This is a genomic window from Colwellia meonggei, from assembly GCF_057537295.1.
The window spans coordinates 1-23,744 of sequence record NZ_BAAJLZ010000010.1; the positions used below are offsets into that span (position 1 = coordinate 1).

The following is a 23,744-nucleotide window of genomic DNA, read 5'->3' on the forward strand; positions in this document are numbered from 1 at the left end:
AGAAGCCCGTTACGAAAGTGACGGGCTTTTTGCTGTTTGTAGAATAAAACATCTATCGAGTTTTCTATACTATATTGAATAGTTATCGGTTTTGTAAGCTCGTAAATAGACCTACAAAGCCGCCATGAAATACTATTCATTTCTGGTCCACCTCTAGATATTTGGTCAAGTTTTTTATCAATTGTAACTGTATGTTTAATTAGCAATTTTTTGCTTTATTTTTTTAAAACTGACTTTATGATTGTGTATGAATTTTAATCAAACAAATTATCAAGGATTGATATGTCTAATTACCTTTTATTTATCTGCCTTTTACTGACTTTATGCTTAGCAGCATGTAGCGGTTCTAGTGAAAAAAGTGCTCCCGTTGAAGTAAACCGAGCTCCGGTGATCGTAGCAAATACATCGCAAATTGTTTCGAGTGGCGAAACCGTGACTTTGGAGGTGAATGTTTCTGACCCAGATGGTGATGCAATAGAGATAAGCTGGCAAAGTGACAATGAAAATGTGAGCTTTTCAACTAAAGAAGGCTCATCAGTAGATGTTTCTTTTCCTACCTCTAGTGTAGAACAAGTTATTGTTATATCCGTTGTCGCAAAAGACAGCCAAGGTAATACAAGTCAACAAACAATCACTGTGACATTACAAGCGGGGGCGCAAGCTAGCCAAGCACCAGTGATTTCTATGGCATCTTCACAACAAGCAAGAGGTGGTGAGAGCATTGTTATAATTGCTAATGTTCAAGATCCACAAGGAGATAACGTGGTTATTGAGTGGAGTGCTGATGATGATGAAATAGCATTTTCGGATAAAAATGTTTTATCTCCAACCGTTACTGTACCTGATGTTGCTAGTACTAGAGTTGTGTTGTTAAGTTTATCGGCAACAGATAGTGCTAATCATCGTAGTGAAAAAACGCTGGAGCTTACAATAACACCTGCCGATGATAACGAGGAACCAACTGTATATATTGAGCTGTTAGAGCAATTTGACACCTTGTCGGGCGATACTACTGTGCTTAATGCACGTTTAACGAGTAATGTCACGCTAGACTCTATCGCATGGGATTTAACATCCCTAATGGTTTCAGATGCTATTACCGAAATTATAACAACCAATAATATCACAACTATGACCGCTACTTTTACCGCGCCAATCGTTACTGAGTTAACAAAGTTTCCAATTAGTGTTATCGCTATTACAGAGAATGATATTCAATTTACCAGTAATAGCCAGGTATATGTTTCAGCTGAAAGTTCGCAAAGTTTAGAAGTGTCGCTACCGAGTAACATTGAAATAACCGAAGATAGCACTACATCGATTACTCCTACGATTGAAAGTTCACATAGTATCGATTCATATCAGTGGCAATGGACGTCTGACCAAGAGTTAGAATTACTTACACCAAAAAATGAAATATTAAGTGTCTCCGCTCCTAGAGTTGATACTGATGTGAGTGGGCAACTTTCACTAACGGTCACTATGGGGCAGCTAAGTAAAACTGTCAGCACTGAATTAACAATTAAAAATGATATAACATTGAGTGAAATGAATTATACCATTTCTCGTCTTGTCGCTGTGAAAGGACAAGCCATTACTTTTAATGTGATAACAGAAGATTATGAGCAGATTAAAGAGTGGTCTTGGGATACCTCAGGTGTTCAAGGCGCTAAAGTTAGTGATTCAAAGCAACACTTTGAAGTTATCGCTCCAGGAGTTAGTGGCCAGCAAACTTTGAGCATTATTTACCGTGCTAAATTAGTCGATAATTCTGAAGTGCTTAAAACAGCCAATGTAACAATACTTTCAGAAGCTATTGCCAGAACATCTTTATCTTTAGATACCTCAACAGAGATTGTTGTGCGTGAAGGAATTGAGACCCAGGTAAACTTAATCTTCTCTGATCGTCATGGTCTGGTAGATGCAATGTCTCTTGATACCACTAACACCAGCAATACTTTCGATGTAGCTGAGGTTATACGAACTGATGATGGTATCCAACTGAGACTACAAGTTGATAATTTTATCTTTGACTTTGAACATACTGATTACTTGTTCTTGAACGTTAACTACGGGGATTACCAACTACCATTTTTTATAAAAGTGAAAATGAAAGTTGATTAAAGGCAACTACGCTAAGGTAAATCATAACTTGCGTTTATTTACAGCCTGTATACAATGACAGTGATACTGTTTAAAAACACAGGCTGCCTAATAGTTGCTTAAGGAAAAAATATGCGCCCTTTAACACCCAGACAACAACAGATATTTGATCTGATCCGAGAAAAAATTTCTGATACCGGCATGCCACCTACACGAGCGGAAATCGCAGATTTTTTTGGTTTTAAATCGGCTAATGCGGCAGAAGAACACTTAAAAGCTCTTGCTAAGAAGGGTTATATCGAAATGTTGCCAGGTACCTCCCGTGGCATTCGTTTAGCGGAAGAATTTGCTGAAGAAGATGGCTTGCCATTGATTGGTCGAGTTGCTGCAGGTGAGCCAATATTAGCTCAGGAGCACGTCGAAGAGCATTATAAAATCGACGGCAGTTTATTTCATCCAGCCGCCGATTACTTACTACGTGTAAATGGCGAAAGTATGAAAGATATTGGTATTTTGGATGGTGATTTACTCGCGGTGCATCAAACAACTGATGTAAAAAATGGTCAAGTTATCGTTGCTCGCGTTGAAGAAGACGTAACAGTTAAACGTTTTAAACGTGAAGGAAATGTTGTTTATTTGCATGCCGAAAACGAAGATTTCTCACCAATAGAAGTTGACCTAACTTCACAGCATTTTAATGTTGAAGGTATTGCAGTTGGCGTTATTCGTTCAGCTGATTGGATGTAAATCTATTTACTTTAAATCGAATAAATGAAATTAAAAATTGATTAGTTATTGTGCAGGTTTTAAAGGCTTTTGTTATTTGAAACCTGCACTTTCCTTTCGTTAAGTTTATTTCTCTTCTCTAAGCTTTGTTTTTTAAGAATAATTATCATTCATGTTACTCAACGCGTATAATAGATTATTTTTTGTACTGTTTTTGAGTTGTGATTTTGTTAAATTTTCTGCATCATGATCACATAATGAACAAAAAACGAACATTCACTACACCCCTTTAAAAATAAGCTTTAAGCCATGTTTAGTGTTTTTACACTATTGTATTTATTAGCTTTTATTTTTTCCTTCGTTGAAATTTTAAATTGACCCAGATCAAGTTTTAAGTAATTCTAGTCTAGAAAACGTACAAATATAACAATAGGGCGCATTTGACGATTGTTCAAAATTGCACCACTTAAATAATAATAAATGTATGAGCAAAATCACTGGTTTATCAAGGTAAATTAAAGATTAGCTGCTGTTTTTGCCTTAAAGGGTGAAGGAGATGTCGAGTGAAAAGACGTAACCTAGGTTTGCTGTTGCTAGGGGGCTTGTTGTCTAGTTCAGTTTGGGCAGATATGCCGCTGAACTTGACCAAAGGTGTTACGGACGTTAGTAGAGACGTATATGATTTACATATGTTGGTGCTCTACATCTGTACGGCTATTGGTGTTGTGGTATTTGGAGCCATGTTTTGGTCTATGGTGTTTCACCGTAAATCAAAGGGCGTTAAACCAGCAACCTTCCATGAAAGCACAAAAATTGAAATTCTATGGACGGCGATTCCTGTCGTTATTCTTATCGCCATGGCAGTACCTGCGACATATACGCTTATCGAAATGGAGAATAATGATGATGCCGATTTAACCGTGCAAATTACCGGTTCGCAATGGAAGTGGCATTATAAATATTTTGATCAAGATATTGAGTTTTATTCAGTACTTTCTACTCCTAGAGAGCAATACGAAAACCTTGACGGCAGCTCTGCTGAAAAAGGTGAAAATTACTTACTTGAAGTTGACCGACCTTTAGTTATCCCAACCAATAAAAAAGTACGCTTTGTTATAACTTCAGATGATGTTATTCATGCTTGGTGGGTACCTGCATTTGCTGTTAAACAAGATGCAAACCCGGGCTTTATTAACGAAGCATGGACTAAAGTTGAGAACCCCGGCACTTATCGTGGCCAATGTGCTGAACTTTGTGGTAAAGACCACGGCTTTATGCCAATTGTAGTGGAAGTTAAATCGGAAGCTGATTATGCGCTTTGGGTTGATGAGCAGAAACAATTGAAAGCTAATGCAGCAGCTGCAGAAGCGGCATCGTTAAATGCATCTGTTTCTATGGATGAATTAATGCAGCTTGGTGAAACAACATACACCGCATATTGTGCAGCATGTCACCAAGTCAGTGGTCAAGGTTTACCACCAGCATTTCCAGCACTTAAAGGTAGTGCGATTGCAACAACAGGACCTGCAAATGAGCATATTAACATTGTTTACAATGGTATAGCTGGCACAGGTATGCAAGGTTATGGCAAGCAATTAAGCTTAAAAGAGATTGCTGCTGTTGTAACTTATGAGCGTAATGCTTGGGGTAATAATACCGGTGACGCCGTTCAAGCCTCTGATGTTAAAGCCGCTGTTGGTGGTGCTATTGAAAGTGCAACTGATACGGTAAAAGACGCAGTAGCAGAAATAAAAGAAGAAGTTGCGAAAGTTATTCCTGAAGAAGATTTGTCTAAAGTTTACACTCAAGATGAATTGATGAGCATGGGCGAAAAAGTTTATATGAGTGCCTGCGTTGCTTGTCACCAAGCGAATGGTGAAGGTATGGCTCCAGTATTCCCAGGACTAAAAGATAGTGCGATTGTCAAAGGTGATGTTGCTACACATATTGATATGGTCGTAAACGGTAGCAAGAAAAATCCATCGATGGCAGCTTTTGGCGGCCAATTAACGAAAACGCAAATTGCCGCGGTAGTTACCTATGAGCGTAATGCTTGGGGAAATAATACCGGTGATTTAGTCCAGCCAGCAGATGTTGCTGCTAGTGCGAAGTAGGGAGGCGTTATAATGACTACAGATGCAATTAATGATCAATCAGAGCATGATTCACATGGCGATGATCATCACGATCATAAAATGACTGGCCTTAAGCGCTGGTTATATACCACAAACCATAAAGATATTGGTTCACTATATTTATGGTTCTCATTTATCATGTTTTTAACTGGTGGGGCAATGGCACTTGTTATACGTGCCGAGCTTTTTCAACCAGGATTACAGATAGTTGAGCCTGACTTCTTTAACCAAATGACTACTGTACATGGTCTGATTATGGTTTTTGGTGCCATTATGCCAGCCTTTACAGGCTTAGCTAACTGGATGTTACCTATGATGGTAGGTGCTCCAGATATGGCTCTACCGCGATTAAACAACTGGAGTTTTTGGATTCTACCATTCGCTTTTAGTATTTTATTAGCGTCTTTCTTTATGGAAAGTGGTGCACCAAACTTTGGTTGGACATTCTACGCACCGTTATCGACAACCTATAGTAACGGTAGCACAGCTTTCTTTGTTTTTGCTGTTCATATCATGGGGATATCCTCAATTATGGGTGCAATTAATATTGTGGTAACTATCATGAATATGCGTGCTCCAGGCATGACATATATGAAAATGCCATTGTTTGTTTGGACATTCTTCATTACGGCCTATTTATTAATAGCGGTTATGCCGGTACTCGCCGGAACTGTTACTATGGTTTTAACAGATACCTATTTCGGCACAAGTTTCTTTGATGCTGCTGGTGGTGGTGATCCGGTAATGTTCCAGCATATTTTCTGGTTCTTCGGGCACCCTGAAGTCTATATCATGATTTTGCCAGCATTTGGTATTGTTTCTACAACCATTCCTGCTTTCTCTCGTAAGAAGCTATTTGGTTATAGCTCTATGGTATACGCAACAGCGTCGATTGCTTTCTTGTCTTTCATCGTTTGGGCACATCATATGTTTACCACAGGTATGCCTTTGTTTGGTGAATTGTTCTTTATGTACTGTACTATGCTAATTGCGGTACCTACGGGAGTGAAAGTATTCAACTGGGCAGCAACTATGTGGCGTGGAGCAATTAGCTTTGAAACCCCAATGTTGTTTTCAATTGCCTTTGTTATTCTATTTACCATTGGTGGTTTCTCTGGCTTGATGCTAGCTATGACACCAGTTGATTTCCAATACCATGACACTTATTTTGTTGTTGCTCATTTCCACTATGTACTCGTAACAGGTGCCTTATTTTCTATTTTTGCTGGTGCATATTACTGGCTACCGAAATGGACTGGGCATATGTATAACGATAGCTTAAGTAAATGGCACTTTTGGTGTTCATTGGTTTCGGTCAACTTATTGTTCTTCCCAATGCACTTTTTAGGATTGGCAGGTATGCCTCGCCGTATTCCTGATTACGCTTTGCAATTTGCTGATTTTAATAAATGGGTCAGTATTGGCGGATTTGCCTTTGGACTGTCGCAATTAATTTTCTTGGTTTTAGTTATCAAGTGTATTAAAGGTGGTGAAAAAGCCTCGGCGAAACCTTGGGATGGTGCAGAAGGACTAGAGTGGACAGTGCCAAGCCCTGCGCCGTATCACACTTTTGAAAAACCACCGAAAATTGATTAATTGGATTGAATATGACTAACGGCGGATCGCAAAAAATGCAGCCTGATCAAGAGCAGTCAAATGCTAAAGATGCATCGGTGCAAAAAACAGTTAAAAAGCTGATGCTAATTGTGTTTGGTATGTTTGGCTTTGGTTTTGCGATGGTGCCGTTATATGACGTGTTTTGTGATATCACAGGGTTAAATGGAAAAACTTCAAATGTGGCAGCTAGTTACAGTGCTACCAGTATTGATACTGAACGTACCGTTACCGTGCAATTTTTGACTCGAACGGCCAAGGGGATTCCTTGGAAGTTTGAACCAATGATTAACAAAGTGAAGGTACATCCAGGTGAACGAAAGGTCGTGAAGTTTTACGCTAAGAATGAATCGGTAAGTGATATTGTTGGTCAAGCTGTACCTTCAGTATCACCAGGTAGAGCCGCTGTTTATTTTCAAAAAATAGAGTGTTTTTGTTTTAATAATCAGCCATTAAAAGCAAGTGAAGATGTAGAGATGGGCTTGCAATTTTATGTTGACTCAGATTTACCTGAAGATGTTTCTACCATAACGTTATCTTATACCTTGTACGATATTACAAGCGCAGTTGATTCTTAAGTGCAATGCACTTAAATGAGGGGAACAACAATGACAACAAAAGAATACGAAAGTTATTACGTACCAGCGCAGAGTAAGTGGCCAATAGTTGGTGCGGTTGCGTTATTTCTGATTGCGGTAGGAGCTGGTAGCTATGTCGCAAATTTAAATAATCCTGAAAGCGTCGGCGGTGGCTGGGTATTAATAGCTGGTATCGCCATGGTTATTTACATGATGTTTGGCTGGTTTAACAACGTTATTACCGAATCGATGTCGGGTAAATACAGCCACCAAATGGACAATTCTTTCCGTCAAGGTATGAGTTGGTTTATCTTTTCAGAAGTAATGTTTTTTGCCGCTTTTTTTGGCGCCTTACTTTATGCTCGAACGTTTTCGGTGCCATGGCTTGACGGCGCTGGCAATAACGCAGCAACAGCCGCTATTTTATGGCCTGAATTTACTGCAACGTGGCCATTAATTAAAACGCCTGATGGCACAGAAACCACTGCTATGGGTTGGTATGGTTTACCGTTGATTAATACCATTCTTCTGCTGACTTCTTCAGTTACAGCTCATTTTGCTCACGTTGCTTTAGAGCAAGAAAAGCGTGGGTTATTGAAGTTTTGGTTAGGTACAACCGTATTGCTAGGGATGGTTTTCCTTTATTGCCAAGGTTTGGAGTATGCTCACGGATACGCAGATGAAATGAAGCTGTATTTAGACAGTGGAATCTACGGTAACACCTTTTATATGCTAACAGGCTTTCATGGTATGCATGTTACTTTAGGTACTATCATGCTGTTGGTGATGTTTATCAGAGTATTGAAAGGTCATTTTACGCCGAAAAATCATTTCGCATTTCAAGCGGCTAGCTGGTATTGGCATTTTGTTGATGTGGTTTGGGTATTTCTATTTGTTTTTGTATATATTATTTAGTGGTTTAGGTCATTACGACTAAATAACGTCAGTAATAGTTTTCAGGTACGTATTTTTTAATACGTACCTGTTTAGTCTAAAAAGGGCGCGGATTAGGTGTAATGACACCAGTGACAATTCCTAATAATAATAGTAATACAATAACAACAGATGTAATCACGCGTCGACCAATAAACTTAGACATAGGTGGCTTGTTAGGGTCGTTCTTATTCATAATAAACAATGCTTTAAATAGGTTGTAAGTCATAAAGGCTAATAAGCCGACAATAATAATTTTAATTAACACAGCATTCTCTCTTTTATAGTCTGTTTTTAGTTAGTGAACATGCGGTAGTCTATGAATTTCGAATCACTTCAGCACAATTTAAAGTACGTTAATTGGCCGGTTGTTATATTTACCATGCTGGTATTTTCGTTATTAATCAAGCTTGGATTTTGGCAAAACGCTCGGGCACATGAGAAAGAGCAGCGTCAACAACGCATCAGTGAATTAAGTCAAACGCAAGCATTGTCATTGCAGCAAGTACTTGCTTTGAACGATCTAAAAGACGGTATTAATGATTTGCCAATTAAAATAACCGGTAAATTTATTGATGAAAAAATTTTCCTGCTGGATAATCAACCAGATAAAGGGCGCTTGGGTTATCGAGTTTATCAACTTTTTGAAAGCCAAACTGAAACAATCATGATTAATTTAGGTTGGGTTCCGGGTTCAATTGATCGCAACGTATTGCCAGAATTGGAAGCTATAAAAGGCCAACATTTATTATCAGGGCACGTAAGAGAAGTTGAAGTAGGCATTCAATTACAGGACCAAAACTTGGCGGGTGCAACATGGCCATTACGTGTACAACAGATCGAATTAAATAAATTTTCACAATTAATTGGTAAGAAACTATTGCCCTTTGTTGTCTACTTAGATAAAAAAGAGAGTATTGGTTATAAAAAGAACTGGCAGCCGATTGTAATGCCACCAGAAAAACATCGAGCATATGCCTTTCAATGGTTTAGCTTGGCGATTGCGTGGTTAAGTTTAATGATTTGGGCTGCGATAAAAATGGCAAATAAAGAACGAGAGAAAAATTAAAATTTAGTTTAACGAGAAAATAAGAAAAATACCGAAACCAAATAATAAGAATATAAAGGCTGAGTTGTATGAGTTCTTCAGAGTTAAAAAAATCGCGCCGCAGTATGTTAATTCTGCTTGCTGTATTTATTATCCCCGTCGTATTAGCAAAATTGGCGTTGAACCAAGAGTGGTTTAATTATGGTGTTACTAATAAAGGTCAATTAATTGAAAATGAACTTACCTTAGAAAAGCTTGGACTCAATGTTGAAGATTTCGACCATCAATGGCTATTGCTTTATATCCTACCTGAAAACTGCAATCAGCAATGTGAAAAAACCTTAGTCAGTGTTAATAATACTTATATCGCCTTAGGTAAAGAAATGCCACGGGTAAAACCGGTAGCACTAACGCAACAAGACTTAACGCCCGCCCAGTCAGATAAAATTCAAATTAAAAAGTGGTATATTCAGTCTATGCCAACATTAACTAAAAACGCTATTACACAATCACAAGTACTGATAGTTGACCCGTTAGGCAATGTTATTCTTAGCCATTTACCACCTGAAAGTGCTGAGCAGTTGCCAAAATTCGGTAAAGCTATTTTAGCGGATTTTAAGAAGCTACTTAAGTATTCGAGGATTGGCTAAATGAGAACACAAAGTTTTTCCGATATTAGAAAACTTGTTTTTGTCAGCATTTTACTCGCCATTTTAGTGGTAAGTTTAGGGGCTTATACTAGATTAACTCATGCCGGCCTTGGTTGCCCTGATTGGCCGGGCTGCTATGGTTTAATTGACGTGCCAGAGACCACAGAGCAAATAGTTGCTGCTGAACAAGCTTTCCCAGAACGACCTGTAGAGCCAGAAAAAGCATGGAATGAAATGATCCATCGCTATTTCGCTGGCTCGCTAGGGTTGTTAATTTTAGCTATTGCTTTGATGTCACTTAAGCGACGATCTCAAGGAGGCCCTGTTGGCTTGCCCTTATTGATTTTGTTCGTTGTTATTTTTCAAGCAGCACTTGGCATGTGGACAGTTACCATGAAGCTAATGCCTGTGGTGGTTATGGGCCACCTGTTAGGTGGTTTCACTACTCTTTGCTTGTTATTTTTGTTGTATTTACGGCTAAGCGATTATCGTGTTCCAGGTGGAGATTTTGCATTAAAAAAATATGCAAAATTCGGTTTTATTGGCATATTTATTCTTGCTGGGCAAATTGGCTTAGGTGGTTGGACGTCATCGAATTATGCCGCGTTAACTTGTACAGAGTTACCTATTTGCCAAGCGGGTTGGACTGAACAATTAACCTTTGAAGAATCATTTGATCTAATACCGCCAGAAAAAGAAAGCTATGAATTTGGTCATTTAGATCATGCATCAAGAGTTACTATTCATGTTATGCATCGTATAGGAGCCATAGTGACAGCTGTTTATTTATTATGGCTGGCTATAAGTATTTACCGTAAAGCACAGTCGCCATTTTTCAGAAATGCAGCAATGAGTTTAGGTTTTATTTTAAGTGTGCAAGTGGGGTTAGGGATTAGTAACGTTTGGTTCTCATTACCACTAAGTGTTGCTGTTAGTCACAATGTAGTGGCTGCAATGTTAATGATGTCATTAATCACTATGACATATAGTTTAAAACGTAAAATTTAGGGGCAAAATATGAGTCAAAGTAATACTTTAGAAGCTAGTCATAGCGCACCTAGTACGCCAATTTGGCGCGATTATTACGAAATTACCAAACCACGTGTTGTTGCATTGTTAGTATTAACGGCACTGGTTGGTATGTGTTTGTCTGTTCCTGGTGTCATTCCGTGGCAAGTGTTAGTCCCTTCAATGATAGGTATAGGCTTTTTGTCATCAGCGGCGGCGGCAATTAATCATATTGTTGATGAACGCATTGATAGTGAAATGGGACGAACGCATAATCGCCCGTTACCAAATGGACGACTTTCAGCACGCAATGCTTCAGTGTTTGCGATGACATTAGCTGTGACGGGGTTTGCAGTGCTCTATAGTTTTGTTAACCCTTTAACAGCATGGTTAACATTTTCAGGTTTAGTTGGTTATAGCTTTATTTATACCATGTATCTAAAACGTGCAACGCCACAAAATATAACAATTGGCGGCTTAGCAGGGGCGATTCCTCCGCTACTGGGATGGACAGCAATGACTAATGAAATACATCCGAATGCTCTGTTACTTGTGCTACTCATTTTTACTTGGACGCCACCACATTTTTGGGCTTTGGCTATCCATCGTAAAGATGATTACGCTAAGGTAAATATTCCAATGTTACCAGTCACGCATGGTGTCAACTTTACTAAAACACAAATTTTACTTTATACCGTATTATTGTTTGTTGTAGGCCTATTGCCTTACTTAGTAGGCATGAGCAATTGGTTATATTTAATTGGCGCAGTTGTGCTTAACCTAGTATTTTTTGCCTATGCTTGGAAGTTGAAATTTAATGCTGATGAGAGCACCGCCATGGATACTTTTAAGTTTTCTATAGTGCACTTAATGGCACTTTTCATTATTTTATTGCTGGATCATTATTTACTACCGGTTGCTGGCTAATGAACAAATTTATTACCATTATTGTTGCTTTGGGTGCACTTGTTGCGGGAGTAGTGCTTTTTGGTCAACTGAATCAAAAAGCACCTGCAGAATTTGCATTGCACTATCAGCAGCCAAGAGTTATCAAACCATTTCAATTAACCGATCACAGTGGTGCAACGTTTGATAATCAATCACTGAAAGGGCAATGGAGTTGGATTTTTTTCGGCTATACCTCATGCCCTGATGTTTGCCCAACCACGCTACAAGAAATGAACTTTATCTATGATGACCTGAAAAAAGTTACTGTTGATACTCAAGTTTTATTGGTTTCTGTTGATCCTCAGCGTGATACACAAGAAAGGCTTGCCAGTTATATTGGATATTTTAACCCGGAGTTTAAAGCCTTATTTGGCGATCATGGGGCGTTGTTCCCGTTTGCTCGTAATCTGGGGTTAATGTACGCGATCACTGAACCGGATGATCAGGAAAAAGAAAATCATGGTCAAAGTGGTCAAAGTTACTTGGTTGACCACAGTGCTTCAATGGTGTTGATTAATCCAGCAGGACATGTAGAAGCTATTTTTAAACCTGAGCAGGCACTTGGGCAAGTGCCTGTAATTGAAGGTGATAAACTCATTAGTGATTTTGCAAAAATTGTCGCGTTATATTGAGTAACTTAAAGTTTAAAGCGGATACCATTGGTTGTTTTCTTTAAGAATGAACCATGGTTTTGAAAACCAATAATAGCGCCCTGGCTCACTAATACTTGGCGCCGTACAATTACAGCGTACACGACCTATAGGTAACGGTGCGCTATAATTAATCGTAAACATTTCATCGCCTTGCCATTCTATTTTCTGGCGACCTAAACCTGAGATATAACAATTTAACTGTGCCGGGTTAAAGTCATCAACTTCAACATTAAAAGTTACAGAAGTTGATTGGCCTTTTTGAAACAGTGTTTGTTGGCTTTCATCAGCTAGAGTAATGCTAAAAGGCAATGAATTTAACTTATCGCGCAGGCTCGATATTTGATCATACGGCTGCGATGCAGGAAAACGTGGGATAGTTGTTGTGTCTGTATCCAGTCCAACCGCTCCTGATTGCTGGCTAAAAGCAACAAAGTTATTTTCTTTTACCCATTGTTGAATGTTTGGTGTGTATTCACCATATGGATAAGCAAAGTAGTGCCAACTTTGCCCGGTTTTCTCTTTAATTAATTGTTCAGCGGCTAATAGCGATTTGGTATTTTCTGCTAACCATTGCTGCTCTGATATTCCTTCGGGAACTCTGGCTAATGAATCATGCTTCATACCATGGTTGGCAATAATGACCCCGTCGTCTGCCATGGCTTTTAGCTGCTGCCAAGATAAATAATGTGTTGATTTACTTTCAACAATACTGGGATTTACAAAAATAGTAAAAGGAAAGTCATACTTATCAAGTATTGGTTTACCATTGGTAAGAATATCCAAATAGGCATCATCAAAGGTGATCACTACCGATTTATCTGGCAATGCTTGTTGCTGCTTAATTGACTGTATTAATGTGGATAATGGAATGACTCTAAAGTTGTTATCTTTAAGGTATTGCATGTGTAATGAGAATTGATCCGGGGAAATACTGGTACTCGCTGGGGTTGTCTCGCTGACATGATGATATTGTAATATGACAGTGGCAAAACTGCTCATGTGAAGACAATAGCATAGTGCTGCCAACAAACGGTATTTCATGGTAATCTTCCTAAGATATTAAGAGGGCTTCAAGCTCTTGCCTAAAATAGCGTTTTTTCTACTATTTATATAGCCCATTTGCCAACAAAGGTCGGCTTTTTTTGAAATTCCATGATATAGAACGTCATAAGCAGTTATTTATTCTTGCTTTGCCGATGATTTTGTCAAATATTACTGCGCCATTGCTTGGTTTGGTCGATACCGCCGTTATTGGCCACTTAGATTATGCCTACTATTTAGGTGGCAGTACTGTCGGTGCAATGATCATAACTTTCGTCACTTGGTTATGTGGGTTTTTACGGATGTCGACCACAGGCTTATCTGCACAGGCTTACGGACAAAATAATAGCCAGTTAAACTGTTTGATTTTACTGCGCGGTATTATCGTGGCATTTAGTATCGGCATATTCGTTATTTTATTTCAGAGCTTCTATTTAGACTTAGCATTGTCATTGGCTGGTGGCTCAGAGCAAGTTCAATTTTATGCTCGAGAATACAGCACTATTAGAGTGTGGGGATTACCGGCAGCATTAGCCAATTTAGTTATTTTGGGCTGGCTACTGGGAAATCATAAGGCAAAAATTGTTATGTGGTTGGTGATTGCCACTAATCTAATTAACTTGCTGCTTGATTTAATATTTGTGCTTGGCTTTTCATGGCAGGTAAAAGGCGTTGCATGGGCAACTTTACTTGCAGAATACAGTGGCTTAATCATTGGCCTTTCACTGGTTTATGTAAACTTTAAGGACAGGTTTTTAGCCGCATTTTCTAGTTTACGACAGGTGGTTAATGCCGTAATTGAGCGTGTTGCATTACTAAGCTACTTTAAACTCAATCGCGATATATTGATAAGAACCTTGTGCCTAGAAATATGTTTTGTTTTTATGACTTTTCAAGGTGCCAGGCTTGGTGATGATGTTGTTGCAGCCAACGCTATTTTAATGAATTTTCTGTTGCTAATATCTTTTGGTTTAGATGGTATAGCCAATGCAGCGGAAGTTATGGTGGGCAAAGCAAAAGGAGAAAAGAACCAACAAAGTATGTTCGTGAATGTTAATGTCGCACTTTTTTGGACTGCACTTTTTGCCGTTGCTTATAGCTTAGTTTTTTACTTTTTCGGCGATTACTTTATCGCCACAATTTCAAGTATTCCTGCCGTTGTCGATTATGCACAGCAGCATATTGGTTGGATTATTGCACTGCCAATACTTGCTTGCTGGTGTTACCTTTACGACGGTATTTATGTTGGTCTAATGCAAGCCAATATAATGAGAAACAGTATGCTTATTGCTACGTTTGCTTGCTTCTTTCCGGTTTGGTGGTTATTAAACGATTATGGTAATCATGGCTTGTGGGCAGCATTTTCGGTATTTATGCTGGCTCGGGGAGTTACTTTAGCTTGGCATTATCAAACCAATAGACATCGTTTTTAAGGCTTCTTTCTATTGAAGCTATGATACAAACGATTGGCAAACATTCCGATATAGCCGTAAATAGCAAATAAGCAACCTAGCGCTAATACAGCAATGCCAACAATCTGCCAGATATGGCTATGGTACATACCTATGAATATTAAGCCGGCGCCTAAAGCAAAAAGACCAAGCCCACTTAAAAAACGCTGCATGCTGCGCTGTGGATCTTGGCCTAATTTTTCTAATAATGACATTGTTATAGCTAACTGTTGCTATAACAATTAGTAATACGAATGCTCACCACGTTGGTGCTCAGTCATATCTTTAACACCTTTGATTTCACCAGCCATTATTTCAAGTAATTGCTTTTCAATACCATCTTTAACCGTGACATCGATTTGTGCACACCCGTTACAGCCACCGCCGAATTGCAGCACAGCATAGCCATCTTCAGTAATTTCCATCAATGTACATTCACCGCCATGACCAGCAAGCTGTGGGTTTACTTCAGCTTTTAAAAAGTAGTCAACACGGTCGAATAATGGCGCGTCATCACCTACTTTGCGTAATTTGGCATTAGGTGCTTTTAAAGTTAATTGAGAACCCATTTGATCCGTGGTGAAGTCAATTTCTGCTTCTTCCAAAAATGACTTACTATCGGCATCAATATATGCTGAGAAATGCTCGTATTTTAATTCGATATCGTCTGCTTCTACTGCGTCTGCTGGGCAATATGATACACCACACTCAGCGCTAGCTGTTCCAGGGTTTACAACAAATACACGGATACTAGTCCCTTCAGCTTGCTGAGAAAGTAGTTTTACAAAATGCTCTTGTGCAGTTTCTGAAATGTTAATCATCATACTTTTTTACTCTTCACTACTGGGATTGAATACATCAATACCCGACTATTTTACTCAAGTATGACCATTTTACTCTGCTCTGACTGTTGGCGCTAGTACTTGTTGGCATAATTTATATATCGATATCAATAAGGTTAATAAGTTGCCTTGGTTATCGCTGTTAATTGCTGATTTTAGAAGATAACTGGTTCACAGAGCATTATTTTGCTATTTTATCGGGCAATAGAATAAGGAAACTTTTTATGTTGTTATTGTCGTGTCGTTCTTTGTTGTTAATGCTGCTTACCATAGCTGCATTAGCTAATTTTAAAGTATATAGTGCAGATGTAAGTACCTACTTACCTAATGATGGTGATTACAATGCACAAATACCAACGCCAGAATCGTCGTTAGGCTTTGGTATGGGTGAACGTCACCCTCGTCACGATCAAGTTTTGCACTACCTGACCCAAGTAGCGGCAACATCGCCGCGAGTGATGATAGAAGAAATGGGCAAAACAACTCAGTTTCGCTCGCAAGTTCTACTGACTATTTCTAGCCCAGAAAACTTGGCAAATATTGAGCAAATACTTGCACGGAGAAACGATATAACAGCTTCAGCTAATGACCCACTTGTAGTTTGGCTGGGTTATAGTGTTCACGGCGATGAAATTAGTGGTACTAATGCGGCTATGGTAGTTGCTTATCATTTAGCGGCATCTCAAAACAAAGCCGTTGAAGATATGCTTAACGATACTATTGTTGTGATTGAGCCTAGCCTTAACCCGGATGGTATGGATAGGTTTGTAAATTGGGTTACTACGCATCGCGGCATCACCGAAAACCCTGATCCAAACCATATTGAGCATCATCAAAGCTGGCGTACCGGTCGTACTAACCACTTCGGTTTTGACTTAAATCGTGATTGGTTATTGTTGTCTCAAAAAGAAAGTCAAAATCGTATTCCATATTTTCATCAATATCAGCCGAATGTGTTAGGCGACTTTCATGAAATGGGCGCTAATGGCAGTTATTTTTTCCAACCAGGTATTCCAACTCGCACTCATCCGTTAACACCAGCAAAAAATACCGCACTAACGCAATTATTAGCAACCTATCATGCTAAGGCACTTGATACTAAAGATCGCTTATATTACAGCGAAGAAAGCTTTGATGATTTTTATTACGGAAAAGGTTCTACTTACCCGGATATTAATGGTGGTATTGGTGTTTTGTTTGAACAAGCGAGTAGCCGTGGCTTCCAGCAAGATACAGTAAATGGCTTATTAACCTTTGAATATGGCGTGCAAAATCATGTGTTAACTTCGCTATCGACCATTGAAGGTGCTTGGAAAAACCAAGAAAAATTTAAAGCTTACCGAGAGAAGTTTTATGAACTTGCCAAACAGCAAGCAAGTGATGAAAATTTTAATGGTTATATCTTTACAGAAGATAAAGACAATTATCGACTGAATGCTTTTTTAACTAAGCTTAGTCAACATCAAATTCAAGTATACCCGATAACACAAGACATTAAGATTCAAGACAAGAATTATCTCGCCAAACGCAGCTATTATATCCCATTGGCGCAAGCACAATACCGTGTTATTAAAGCGTTGTTTAACCAACAGAAAAACTTCCAAGACAATACTTTCTACGATGTTTCTGGCTGGACTTTACCGTTAGCAATGAATATTCAGTTTGCGAAAGTAAACAGCACTTGGGGTCTGAAAATTGCAGATTCATCTTGGCAGCCTGAAGCTATTGCAGCTGAGAAAAGTGATGCTTCAGCTTATGCATATGCTTTCGAATGGCATGACTTTTTAGCACCAAAATTACTTTATAAACTTTCAGAAGCAGGTATCAATACTAAGGTAGCAACGAAAACCTTTTCTGCAACAGTAAATGGTGCAACAAAAGCGTTTGAAAAAGGCACCATCATCATCCCTGCAAGTAATCAAACTGAGAATAATTGGCGTGATTTAGTTGCAAACCTTGCTTCTAAAAACAATATTGCACTGTTGGCATTAACAACAGGACTAACGTCAAAAGGTATTGATATTGGGAGTAGTTCATTTCGCCCAATTTCTACGCCAAAAGTGTTAATGATTGGTGGTAAAGGTACATCTCAGTACGAAGCTGGTGAAATGTTGTATTACATTGACAACTTACTAGAAATTCCAGTTACTGTGGTTGAAATGCAACGTTTAGCAACTATCAACTTGGCTAATTATAGTCATATTATTATGGTTGATGGTAAGTACAACAAGCTAAACGGTGTGGCGTTGAATAAGTTGAAGTCTTGGCTGGCATCAGGTGGTGTTGTGTTTGGCCAGAAACGTGCTGCTCGCTGGTTAGCAGAAAAAGAACTGTTAAAAATGGACTTTGTCAGCAAAGATCATTTGAACCAACTATTTGATACTGAAAACCTAACTTACGGTGATAAAGAGGCTTTGGCTGGCCGAAAACGCATTGCTGGCGCTATTTTTCAAGCGCAATTAGATACCAGTCATCCTTTGGCTTATGGATATCAAGCAAGCGTATTACCGGTATTTCGTAACAGTACGGTTATCATGGAGCAAACTTCGGCCCCGTTCGTTAGTGTAGCTAAATACAGTAATACACCGTTATTAAGTGGCTATACTGATCAAAACTTAGTTAACCTCTTAGCAAATAATCCAACACTGGTTGCGCATAATGTTGGCAGAGGCAAGGTTATTGCCAGTACTGATGACTTTGCATTTAGAGGCTATTTTTTAGGTAGCATGAAAATTATTGCCAATAGCTTATTTTTTGCCAAAACATTTAGTGCTAATCCTGCTGATTAGCTAATAAGATGTAGCTTAACTAGGCAGGGCTAAACAAATACTGAGGAGGGTAATTTTTTGCGCTCCTCTTTTTTTGAGCAATTTGCAAATTTCATTTGCAGTTGTGCCGGTTGTAACCACATCATCAATAAGTACAACATGGTCGGCATGTATCTCTTTATTTCTAGGGTTGATAATAAAGGCCTGAGCTAAGTTTTTCCTGCGCTGTACTCCCGATTGTCCAACTTGGCTGTGTGTGGCTTTATCTCGTATTAGCAATTCTGGCTGATAAGAATAGTTAAACTGATTGGCAAAGTGCTTAGCAATTAAATGTGCCTGATTAAATCCGCGGCTTTGCCATTTTTTTATATGTAAAGGCACGCTGACTACTAAGATATTCTCGGAAGCCGGTCTTTGCTTCTGCTCGGTAAGGTAGTTGTTCCAATGCTGGCTCAATAAATAGGCTAATAAGCCACTTAGCTCAGTTTGGCCTTGATATTTCAATTGGTTTATCCAAAGAGCAAAAGGCCATTGATATGGGCCTAAGCAAAGTAAGTGATCAAACTGCGCTTTAGGTAATACTTGATTAATTGCCGGCCATAGTAATAAGTCGAATCCGACTAAATCTCGTTTGAAATAAGGTAAGTCGTCTTGGCAAAACTGACAAAGTAATTGATGCTGCTGGCAAGCATTACCACACAAAGTGCAACAACTTATTAATAGTTTAAACCTGTGAATTACTAAAATTAATTTTTGTCTTATTTTTAAAAAACTATCACCATTGATGTAATTGCCAAATTCCATTTTTAGCACCCATTCGTTAAACTATGCGTTCACTTTATATAGAGCGTAGTAAGCATGGCAGAAAGTTTGAAAATTGCGAGCCAAGGGCAAGGTCTTCCGTTAGTACTTATTCATGGTTGGGGATTAAATTCCGCCGTTTGGCAACCGTGTATTGAACAACTAAAAGCTAACTTTGAAGTGATTACCGTAGATTTGCCCGGCTTTGCAACTAATAGCTCACATTGCCTTGCAGAATACTCGTTAATTGAAATTGCCACTGCTATACAGCAAGCAATTGGCAAACCAGCTGTTTACATTGGTTGGTCATTGGGTGGTTTAGTTGCTAGTCAAATTGCCACGAGCTACAAGGAGCAAGTACTTGGCCTAGTTACAGTGGCGAGTTCCCCACAGTTTGTAGAGCGCGAGAACTGGCCAGGCATTAAAGAAAATGTCTTGGCAATGTTTCATCAGCAACTGGCAAAAGACACCACAAAAACTATTAATAATTTTTTAAAAATTCAGGCGATGGGCAGCCCGCATATTCGTCAAGATATTAAGAAAATTCGTGATTTGGTAATGCAATATGAATTACCAAGTCAGCAGGTATTAGATGACTCGCTCAAACTTTTAGAAACATCAGATGTTTCTGAAGATATTAGTAACATTACTCAACCCTTTTTAAGGCTTTACGGCAAACTTGATGGCTTAGTACCAAAGCAGGTTATTCCCGTCATTGATGGTATAGCGCCAAATAGTCAGAGCTATATTTTTGAACAAGCATCACATGCACCGTTTATTTCTCATCAAGCTGAATTTATATCCGAGCTTAAAAATTGGCTGATAGAGTATATTCCCAATGGCCATTAGTTTACTTTTTACCGGTTTTGGTTAATAATTAGGCAAATGATTTTAGCTAATATATTTGCACTTTGAATCGTATTTAGTAAATATATTTGGGAGAAGGTTATGGAAATACAATCAGCTTTTAATGCTGGCGTACAAGGCTTTCAAACGGCAACCGAAGAAGCAAGTAGAGCAGCGAGCGATATTGCACGAAGCACTGCTGCAGACGCTGAGGCTAGCGCAGAGCCGGTCGCAAGTAATACTTCCTCTCCGTCATCTGTAACAAATGAACCAAACGGATTAACAGAATCTATTGTTAATTTACGTGTAGCAGAAGTGCAAGCACAGGCTTCTGCTGAAGTTATTCAGTCTGCTGATGAAAACTTAGGCACGCTAATCGACGTACGTGTTTAGTCTCTGATGAATATCACTCCGCAAGGCTTTAATTTAACCATTCAAACTGCAGTTAACCTGCAAACGGATAGCTTGCGCCGTGATAATCAACAACGAGAAATAATTACTAAGCCAGAAGCGCTTAGTCAATCTGCGGCTGAAAAGGGCGTAGCGTCAGATAAAGAGCGAGGTCGAACGCCCGCTCAAAACAATGAACAAGTCGACTTCACTAGTCTACGTAAGCAAGCAGAACAAGCTAGTGCTTCTATAAATGGTGATTCTCGTGACGCAAACGGTAATGAAGGTTCTCAGCAAAACGCCTCAGATAACTCGGCTGAAAATAACAATGAAGATAACACAGCTAATAATTCGCAAGAGAATGCTGAATCAGTAGAAAATGACGGTAAGTCAGATGCTGAAGTGTTTGCTGAAAAACAAGTTATTCGAGAATTAGAAAATCGCGACAAAGAAGTTCGCACGCATGAAATGGCACATGCTGCAGTTGGTGGTGCATTTACTGGCTCTCCATCATATTCTTTTCAAATTGGCCCCGATGGTAAAAAATATGCAGTAGAAGGTGAAGTTTCTGTTGATTTAACGCCTGTGCCAGGTGACCCGAAAGAAACTATTGCTAAAATGAAAAAAGTGCAAGCTGCTGCACTTGCTCCGGCACAACCTTCAGCACAAGATGTGCGAGTTGCTGCGTCTGCTTCAAACATTATTCTTGAAGCACAAGCTGAGCTGCTAGCGGCAAGTGCTGAAGATGCTGAAACCAAGTCTGAGCCTGGAAACTTATATCGAGATAAAGCAATATTTCAAGATGATGATAATCTTGGCAGCAATGAAAGTAGCGCCGATTTTGATCGCCACATTCAAGATACATTGTCATCGCAAGAGGCAATTGCTCCAAGTCGTTCACTTGAAGTAGATGAAAGAGCAGGGCGCATTGAGCAGTTTTACTCAAATATTAATCAAGCATACGACAAACAAGCAAGCCATCAATTTGAACTGACGGCCTAGAAACTTATATTCATAGTACTAAAAAAGCCTGCAATTGCAGGCTTTTTTAGTTTCGTATTTAGCTATAACTTAAATACCGTAATCTTCACGATATTTTTTAATACTAGCTAAGCTGTCTACCATATCTGGCTTTTCTTCTAAGTAACTAATTAAGTCAGCCAAGGTCACAATAGAAATAACCTTAGTGTTAAAGTCACGCTCTACTTCTTGAATAGCAGAAAGTTCAGCTTTGCCTTTCTCTTGACGATCTAAGGCAATAAGCACGCCTGAAAGCTCTGCGCCATGGGCTTGAATAATTTGCATTGATTCACGAATAGCTGTGCCTGCAGTGATCACATCGTCAACCAACATCACTTTGCCTTCCAGTGCTGAGCCAACTAAGCTGCCACCTTCACCGTGAGTTTTTGCTTCTTTGCGGTTAAAACAATATGGCATATCAATATCGTAACCATCAGCCAATGCTACGGCTGTTGTTGTCGCAATTGGAATACCTTTGTAAGCAGGGCCAAACAACAAGTTATAGTCGATTTTTGAATCCTGCAAAGCCGCAGCATAAAAGCGACCTAAACGGGCTAAATCGCCACCAGTGTTAAATAAACCAGCATTGAAAAAATACGGGCTAGTGCGACCAGACTTTAATGTGAATTCACCAAAACGTAATACTTGTTTAGATAAAGCAAATTCAATAAATTCGCGTTGATAATCTTTCATTATTAGCTCCTATCTCTAGCTTAGTTTAAAGCCGTTTTTTGGATATCAAATAACTCGTTAATACCATCATTAGCAAGTTTAAGCATTTGCTGCATTTCGTCGAAGCTAAATGGTTCTTCTTCTGCTGTACCTTGCACTTCAATTAACTTACCCGTTTCGGTCATCACTACGTTCATATCAGTATCAGCAGCTGAATCTTCAACATATTCTAAATCAGCAATCGCTTCACCTTTGTAAATACCTACAGAAACTGCAGCAATCATGTGCTTAAGTGGGTTGTTGTTGATAATGCCTTTAGCGCGCATATGGTTTAATGCGTCAACTAATGCCACACAAGCACCAGTAATAGATGCTGTACGAGTGCCGCCGTCAGCTTGAATTACATCACAATCAACAGTAATAGTATTTTCGCCAAGTGCCACTAAATCAACCGCCGCGCGTAATGAACGAGCAATTAAACGAGAAATTTCTAACGTACGACCACTTTGCTTACCATTTGCAGCTTCACGACGCATACGGGTGTGTGTAGAGCGAGGTAACATGCCATATTCAGCAGTAATCCAACCTTTACCTTGGCCTTTAAGGAAACGTGGCACACCTTCTTCAACGGTAGCAGTACAGATAACTTTGGTGTCACCAAACTCAATAAGTACTGAGCCTTCTGCATGAGCTGTAAATTGACGAGTAATGGTTACAGGACGAATTTGCCCTAAAGTTCTGCCGCTTGGACGCATGTGGAATTTCCTATCGTAGTATAATTGCTGCGCATTATAATCGTTCGGCTACCAATTTGACATAATGACATTACAAGTAATTTGAATTATTAAGAAAATAATATCTTTGTGCGACGAAGAAAGCTGATTTAGATGAAAATAGCTAGCTTACGCAGCATTAGCATTGTCTAATTCAGGAAAAAATGTTTTGCGCATTTCTTCTACGTTATAGGTATATTCAACCGTAAAACGATGTAATTTTAACGATGATGAAGCACAAAGGTCATTGATAAAGTCATCTCTTTCGACATTCTTAGGCTGTGTATGGCGGCTATTGTCGAGCTCAATCACAGCTAGTACAGAAAGGTTGATGGGATCACAGAGAATATAGTCAAAATGCTTTGAAGATATTTGATTAAAAGCTGCTTGCCACTGGTTTTGATTCAGCCCGGCTTGTGGTTTGATAACATCAGCAATTCTCACCTTGCCAAAAACAATAGCATTAACACCACATGCTTGGTTAAGTGCCGCCAGAAATGTTCTTTCAGTTGGAGTAAATAATGGCCCTTTTAACGCATAAGAAATAGGCGCTTCTTTGATACCAGTACCCTTTAGCAACACAGCGAAAATAACGAATACAACGAGAAACACTATAATATAAAGCATAAATCACCTTCAATATTTACCAATTCTTTAGTTGGTTTTGATATTAGTTTTTGTCGTACCAGCGCAGCAGAGCTGTTACGTTTGAATGTAGCTATCAAACCAAAAAATTTGATGTAC

24 protein-coding genes are annotated in these 23,744 nt (G+C 39.0%); 16 read left to right on the forward strand and 8 right to left on the reverse strand.

Going from position 1 to position 23,744, the window contains the following annotated elements; translation table 11 throughout:
• Positions 1–282 precede the first annotated feature (282 nt).
• The 6 genes from AC27E9_RS17385 to AC27E9_RS17410 all read left to right on the forward strand — a co-directional run bounded on the left by AC27E9_RS17385 (position 283) and on the right by AC27E9_RS17410 (position 8,071).
• A complete protein-coding gene (locus tag AC27E9_RS17385; protein WP_487132376.1) occupies positions 283–2,124 on the forward strand; it encodes an Ig-like domain-containing protein in 1,842 nt (613 codons plus the stop codon).
• A gap of 111 nt (positions 2,125–2,235) precedes the next feature.
• Positions 2,236–2,850 (forward strand): transcriptional repressor LexA, encoded by a 615-nt coding sequence (gene lexA, locus AC27E9_RS17390; RefSeq protein WP_487132378.1) that lies wholly within the window; start codon positions 2,236–2,238, stop codon positions 2,848–2,850.
• Between the two features lie 542 nt (positions 2,851–3,392).
• Complete coding sequence (coxB, locus tag AC27E9_RS17395) at positions 3,393–4,943, forward strand: cytochrome c oxidase subunit II (protein ID WP_487132380.1); 1,551 nt, start codon at positions 3,393–3,395, stop codon at positions 4,941–4,943.
• Positions 4,944–4,955: 12 nt separating this feature from the next.
• A complete protein-coding gene (gene ctaD, locus AC27E9_RS17400; RefSeq protein WP_487132382.1) occupies positions 4,956–6,560 on the forward strand; it encodes a cytochrome c oxidase subunit I in 1,605 nt (534 codons plus the stop codon).
• A gap of 35 nt (positions 6,561–6,595) precedes the next feature.
• On the forward strand, positions 6,596–7,156 hold the full coding sequence (locus AC27E9_RS17405; protein WP_487132526.1) for a cytochrome c oxidase assembly protein: 561 nt from the start codon (positions 6,596–6,598) through the stop codon (positions 7,154–7,156).
• A gap of 30 nt (positions 7,157–7,186) precedes the next feature.
• Positions 7,187–8,071, forward strand: coding sequence for a cytochrome c oxidase subunit 3 (locus tag AC27E9_RS17410; RefSeq protein ID WP_487132383.1), 885 nt, complete (start codon positions 7,187–7,189; stop codon positions 8,069–8,071).
• A 76-nt stretch (positions 8,072–8,147) separates the two neighbouring features.
• Here AC27E9_RS17410 and AC27E9_RS17415 read toward each other — a convergent pair whose 3' ends face one another.
• Complete coding sequence (locus AC27E9_RS17415; protein WP_487132385.1) at positions 8,148–8,357, reverse strand: DUF2909 domain-containing protein; 210 nt, start codon at positions 8,355–8,357, stop codon at positions 8,148–8,150.
• 51 nt (positions 8,358–8,408) lie between these two features.
• Between AC27E9_RS17415 and AC27E9_RS17420 the strand changes: the two genes are divergently transcribed.
• The 5 genes from AC27E9_RS17420 (at position 8,409) to AC27E9_RS17440 (ending at position 12,375) form a co-directional block, all read left to right on the forward strand.
• Positions 8,409–9,158 (forward strand): SURF1 family protein, encoded by a 750-nt coding sequence (locus AC27E9_RS17420; protein ID WP_487132387.1) that lies wholly within the window; start codon positions 8,409–8,411, stop codon positions 9,156–9,158.
• A gap of 68 nt (positions 9,159–9,226) precedes the next feature.
• Entirely contained in the window at positions 9,227–9,787 is a 561-nt protein-coding gene (locus AC27E9_RS17425) for a hypothetical protein (RefSeq protein ID WP_487132389.1), read from the forward strand.
• Positions 9,788–9,811: 24 nt separating this feature from the next.
• The gene (locus tag AC27E9_RS17430; RefSeq protein WP_487132528.1) at positions 9,812–10,795 is read left to right on the forward strand and encodes a COX15/CtaA family protein; all 984 of its coding nucleotides are present in this window, start codon (positions 9,812–9,814) and stop codon (positions 10,793–10,795) included.
• A 9-nt stretch (positions 10,796–10,804) separates the two neighbouring features.
• Entirely contained in the window at positions 10,805–11,722 is a 918-nt protein-coding gene (cyoE, locus tag AC27E9_RS17435; RefSeq protein ID WP_487132390.1) for a heme o synthase, read from the forward strand.
• Positions 11,722–12,375, forward strand: coding sequence for an SCO family protein (locus AC27E9_RS17440; RefSeq protein ID WP_487132392.1), 654 nt, complete (start codon positions 11,722–11,724; stop codon positions 12,373–12,375). Before cyoE ends, AC27E9_RS17440 begins: the two co-directional genes overlap by 1 nt.
• A gap of 12 nt (positions 12,376–12,387) precedes the next feature.
• On the opposite strand, the gene AC27E9_RS17445 is transcribed toward AC27E9_RS17440, so the two are convergent.
• Positions 12,388–13,437: a polysaccharide deacetylase family protein gene (locus AC27E9_RS17445; protein WP_487132394.1), complete on the reverse strand. Its 1,050-nt coding sequence runs from the start codon at positions 13,435–13,437 to the stop codon at positions 12,388–12,390.
• A gap of 101 nt (positions 13,438–13,538) precedes the next feature.
• Between AC27E9_RS17445 and AC27E9_RS17450 the strand changes: the two genes are divergently transcribed.
• Positions 13,539–14,870, forward strand: coding sequence for an MATE family efflux transporter (locus tag AC27E9_RS17450; RefSeq protein WP_487132396.1), 1,332 nt, complete (start codon positions 13,539–13,541; stop codon positions 14,868–14,870).
• On the opposite strand, the gene AC27E9_RS17455 is transcribed toward AC27E9_RS17450, so the two are convergent.
• Both AC27E9_RS17455 and nfuA read right to left on the reverse strand, forming a co-directional pair.
• Complete coding sequence (locus tag AC27E9_RS17455; RefSeq protein ID WP_487132398.1) at positions 14,867–15,103, reverse strand: hypothetical protein; 237 nt, start codon at positions 15,101–15,103, stop codon at positions 14,867–14,869. The two genes, AC27E9_RS17450 and AC27E9_RS17455, sit on opposite strands and share 4 nt — an antisense overlap.
• Positions 15,104–15,130: 27 nt before the next feature.
• Positions 15,131–15,709, reverse strand: coding sequence for a Fe-S biogenesis protein NfuA (gene nfuA, locus AC27E9_RS17460; protein ID WP_487132530.1), 579 nt, complete (start codon positions 15,707–15,709; stop codon positions 15,131–15,133).
• Positions 15,710–15,954: 245 nt separating this feature from the next.
• Between nfuA and AC27E9_RS17465 the strand changes: the two genes are divergently transcribed.
• Positions 15,955–18,519, forward strand: a complete 2,565-nt coding sequence (locus AC27E9_RS17465) for a M14 family zinc carboxypeptidase (protein ID WP_487132400.1) — start codon at positions 15,955–15,957, stop codon at positions 18,517–18,519.
• 15 nt (positions 18,520–18,534) lie between these two features.
• On the opposite strand, the gene AC27E9_RS17470 is transcribed toward AC27E9_RS17465, so the two are convergent.
• Positions 18,535–19,302 (reverse strand): ComF family protein, encoded by a 768-nt coding sequence (locus tag AC27E9_RS17470; protein ID WP_487132402.1) that lies wholly within the window; start codon positions 19,300–19,302, stop codon positions 18,535–18,537.
• A 54-nt stretch (positions 19,303–19,356) separates the two neighbouring features.
• Here AC27E9_RS17470 and bioH point away from each other — a divergent pair, with 54 nt between their 5' ends.
• The 3 genes from bioH to AC27E9_RS17485 all read left to right on the forward strand — a co-directional run bounded on the left by bioH (position 19,357) and on the right by AC27E9_RS17485 (position 21,537).
• The gene (bioH, locus tag AC27E9_RS17475) at positions 19,357–20,148 is read left to right on the forward strand and encodes a pimeloyl-ACP methyl ester esterase BioH (protein WP_487132404.1); all 792 of its coding nucleotides are present in this window, start codon (positions 19,357–19,359) and stop codon (positions 20,146–20,148) included.
• A 99-nt stretch (positions 20,149–20,247) separates the two neighbouring features.
• Positions 20,248–20,538, forward strand: coding sequence for a hypothetical protein (locus tag AC27E9_RS17480; protein ID WP_487132406.1), 291 nt, complete (start codon positions 20,248–20,250; stop codon positions 20,536–20,538).
• Between the two features lie 6 nt (positions 20,539–20,544).
• A complete protein-coding gene (locus tag AC27E9_RS17485) occupies positions 20,545–21,537 on the forward strand; it encodes a putative metalloprotease CJM1_0395 family protein (protein ID WP_487132408.1) in 993 nt (330 codons plus the stop codon).
• A 69-nt stretch (positions 21,538–21,606) separates the two neighbouring features.
• On the opposite strand, the gene pyrE is transcribed toward AC27E9_RS17485, so the two are convergent.
• The 3 genes from pyrE to AC27E9_RS17500 all read right to left on the reverse strand — a co-directional run bounded on the left by pyrE (position 21,607) and on the right by AC27E9_RS17500 (position 23,627).
• Positions 21,607–22,248 carry an orotate phosphoribosyltransferase gene (pyrE, locus tag AC27E9_RS17490; protein ID WP_487132410.1) on the reverse strand — a complete coding sequence of 214 codons (642 nt, stop codon included), beginning with the start codon at positions 22,246–22,248 and terminating at the stop codon, positions 21,607–21,609.
• Between the two features lie 20 nt (positions 22,249–22,268).
• Positions 22,269–22,982 (reverse strand): ribonuclease PH, encoded by a 714-nt coding sequence (gene rph, locus AC27E9_RS17495; protein ID WP_487082441.1) that lies wholly within the window; start codon positions 22,980–22,982, stop codon positions 22,269–22,271.
• Positions 22,983–23,129: 147 nt separating this feature from the next.
• Positions 23,130–23,627, reverse strand: a complete 498-nt coding sequence (locus AC27E9_RS17500; RefSeq protein ID WP_487132411.1) for a DUF2726 domain-containing protein — start codon at positions 23,625–23,627, stop codon at positions 23,130–23,132.
• Positions 23,628–23,744 lie beyond the last annotated feature (117 nt).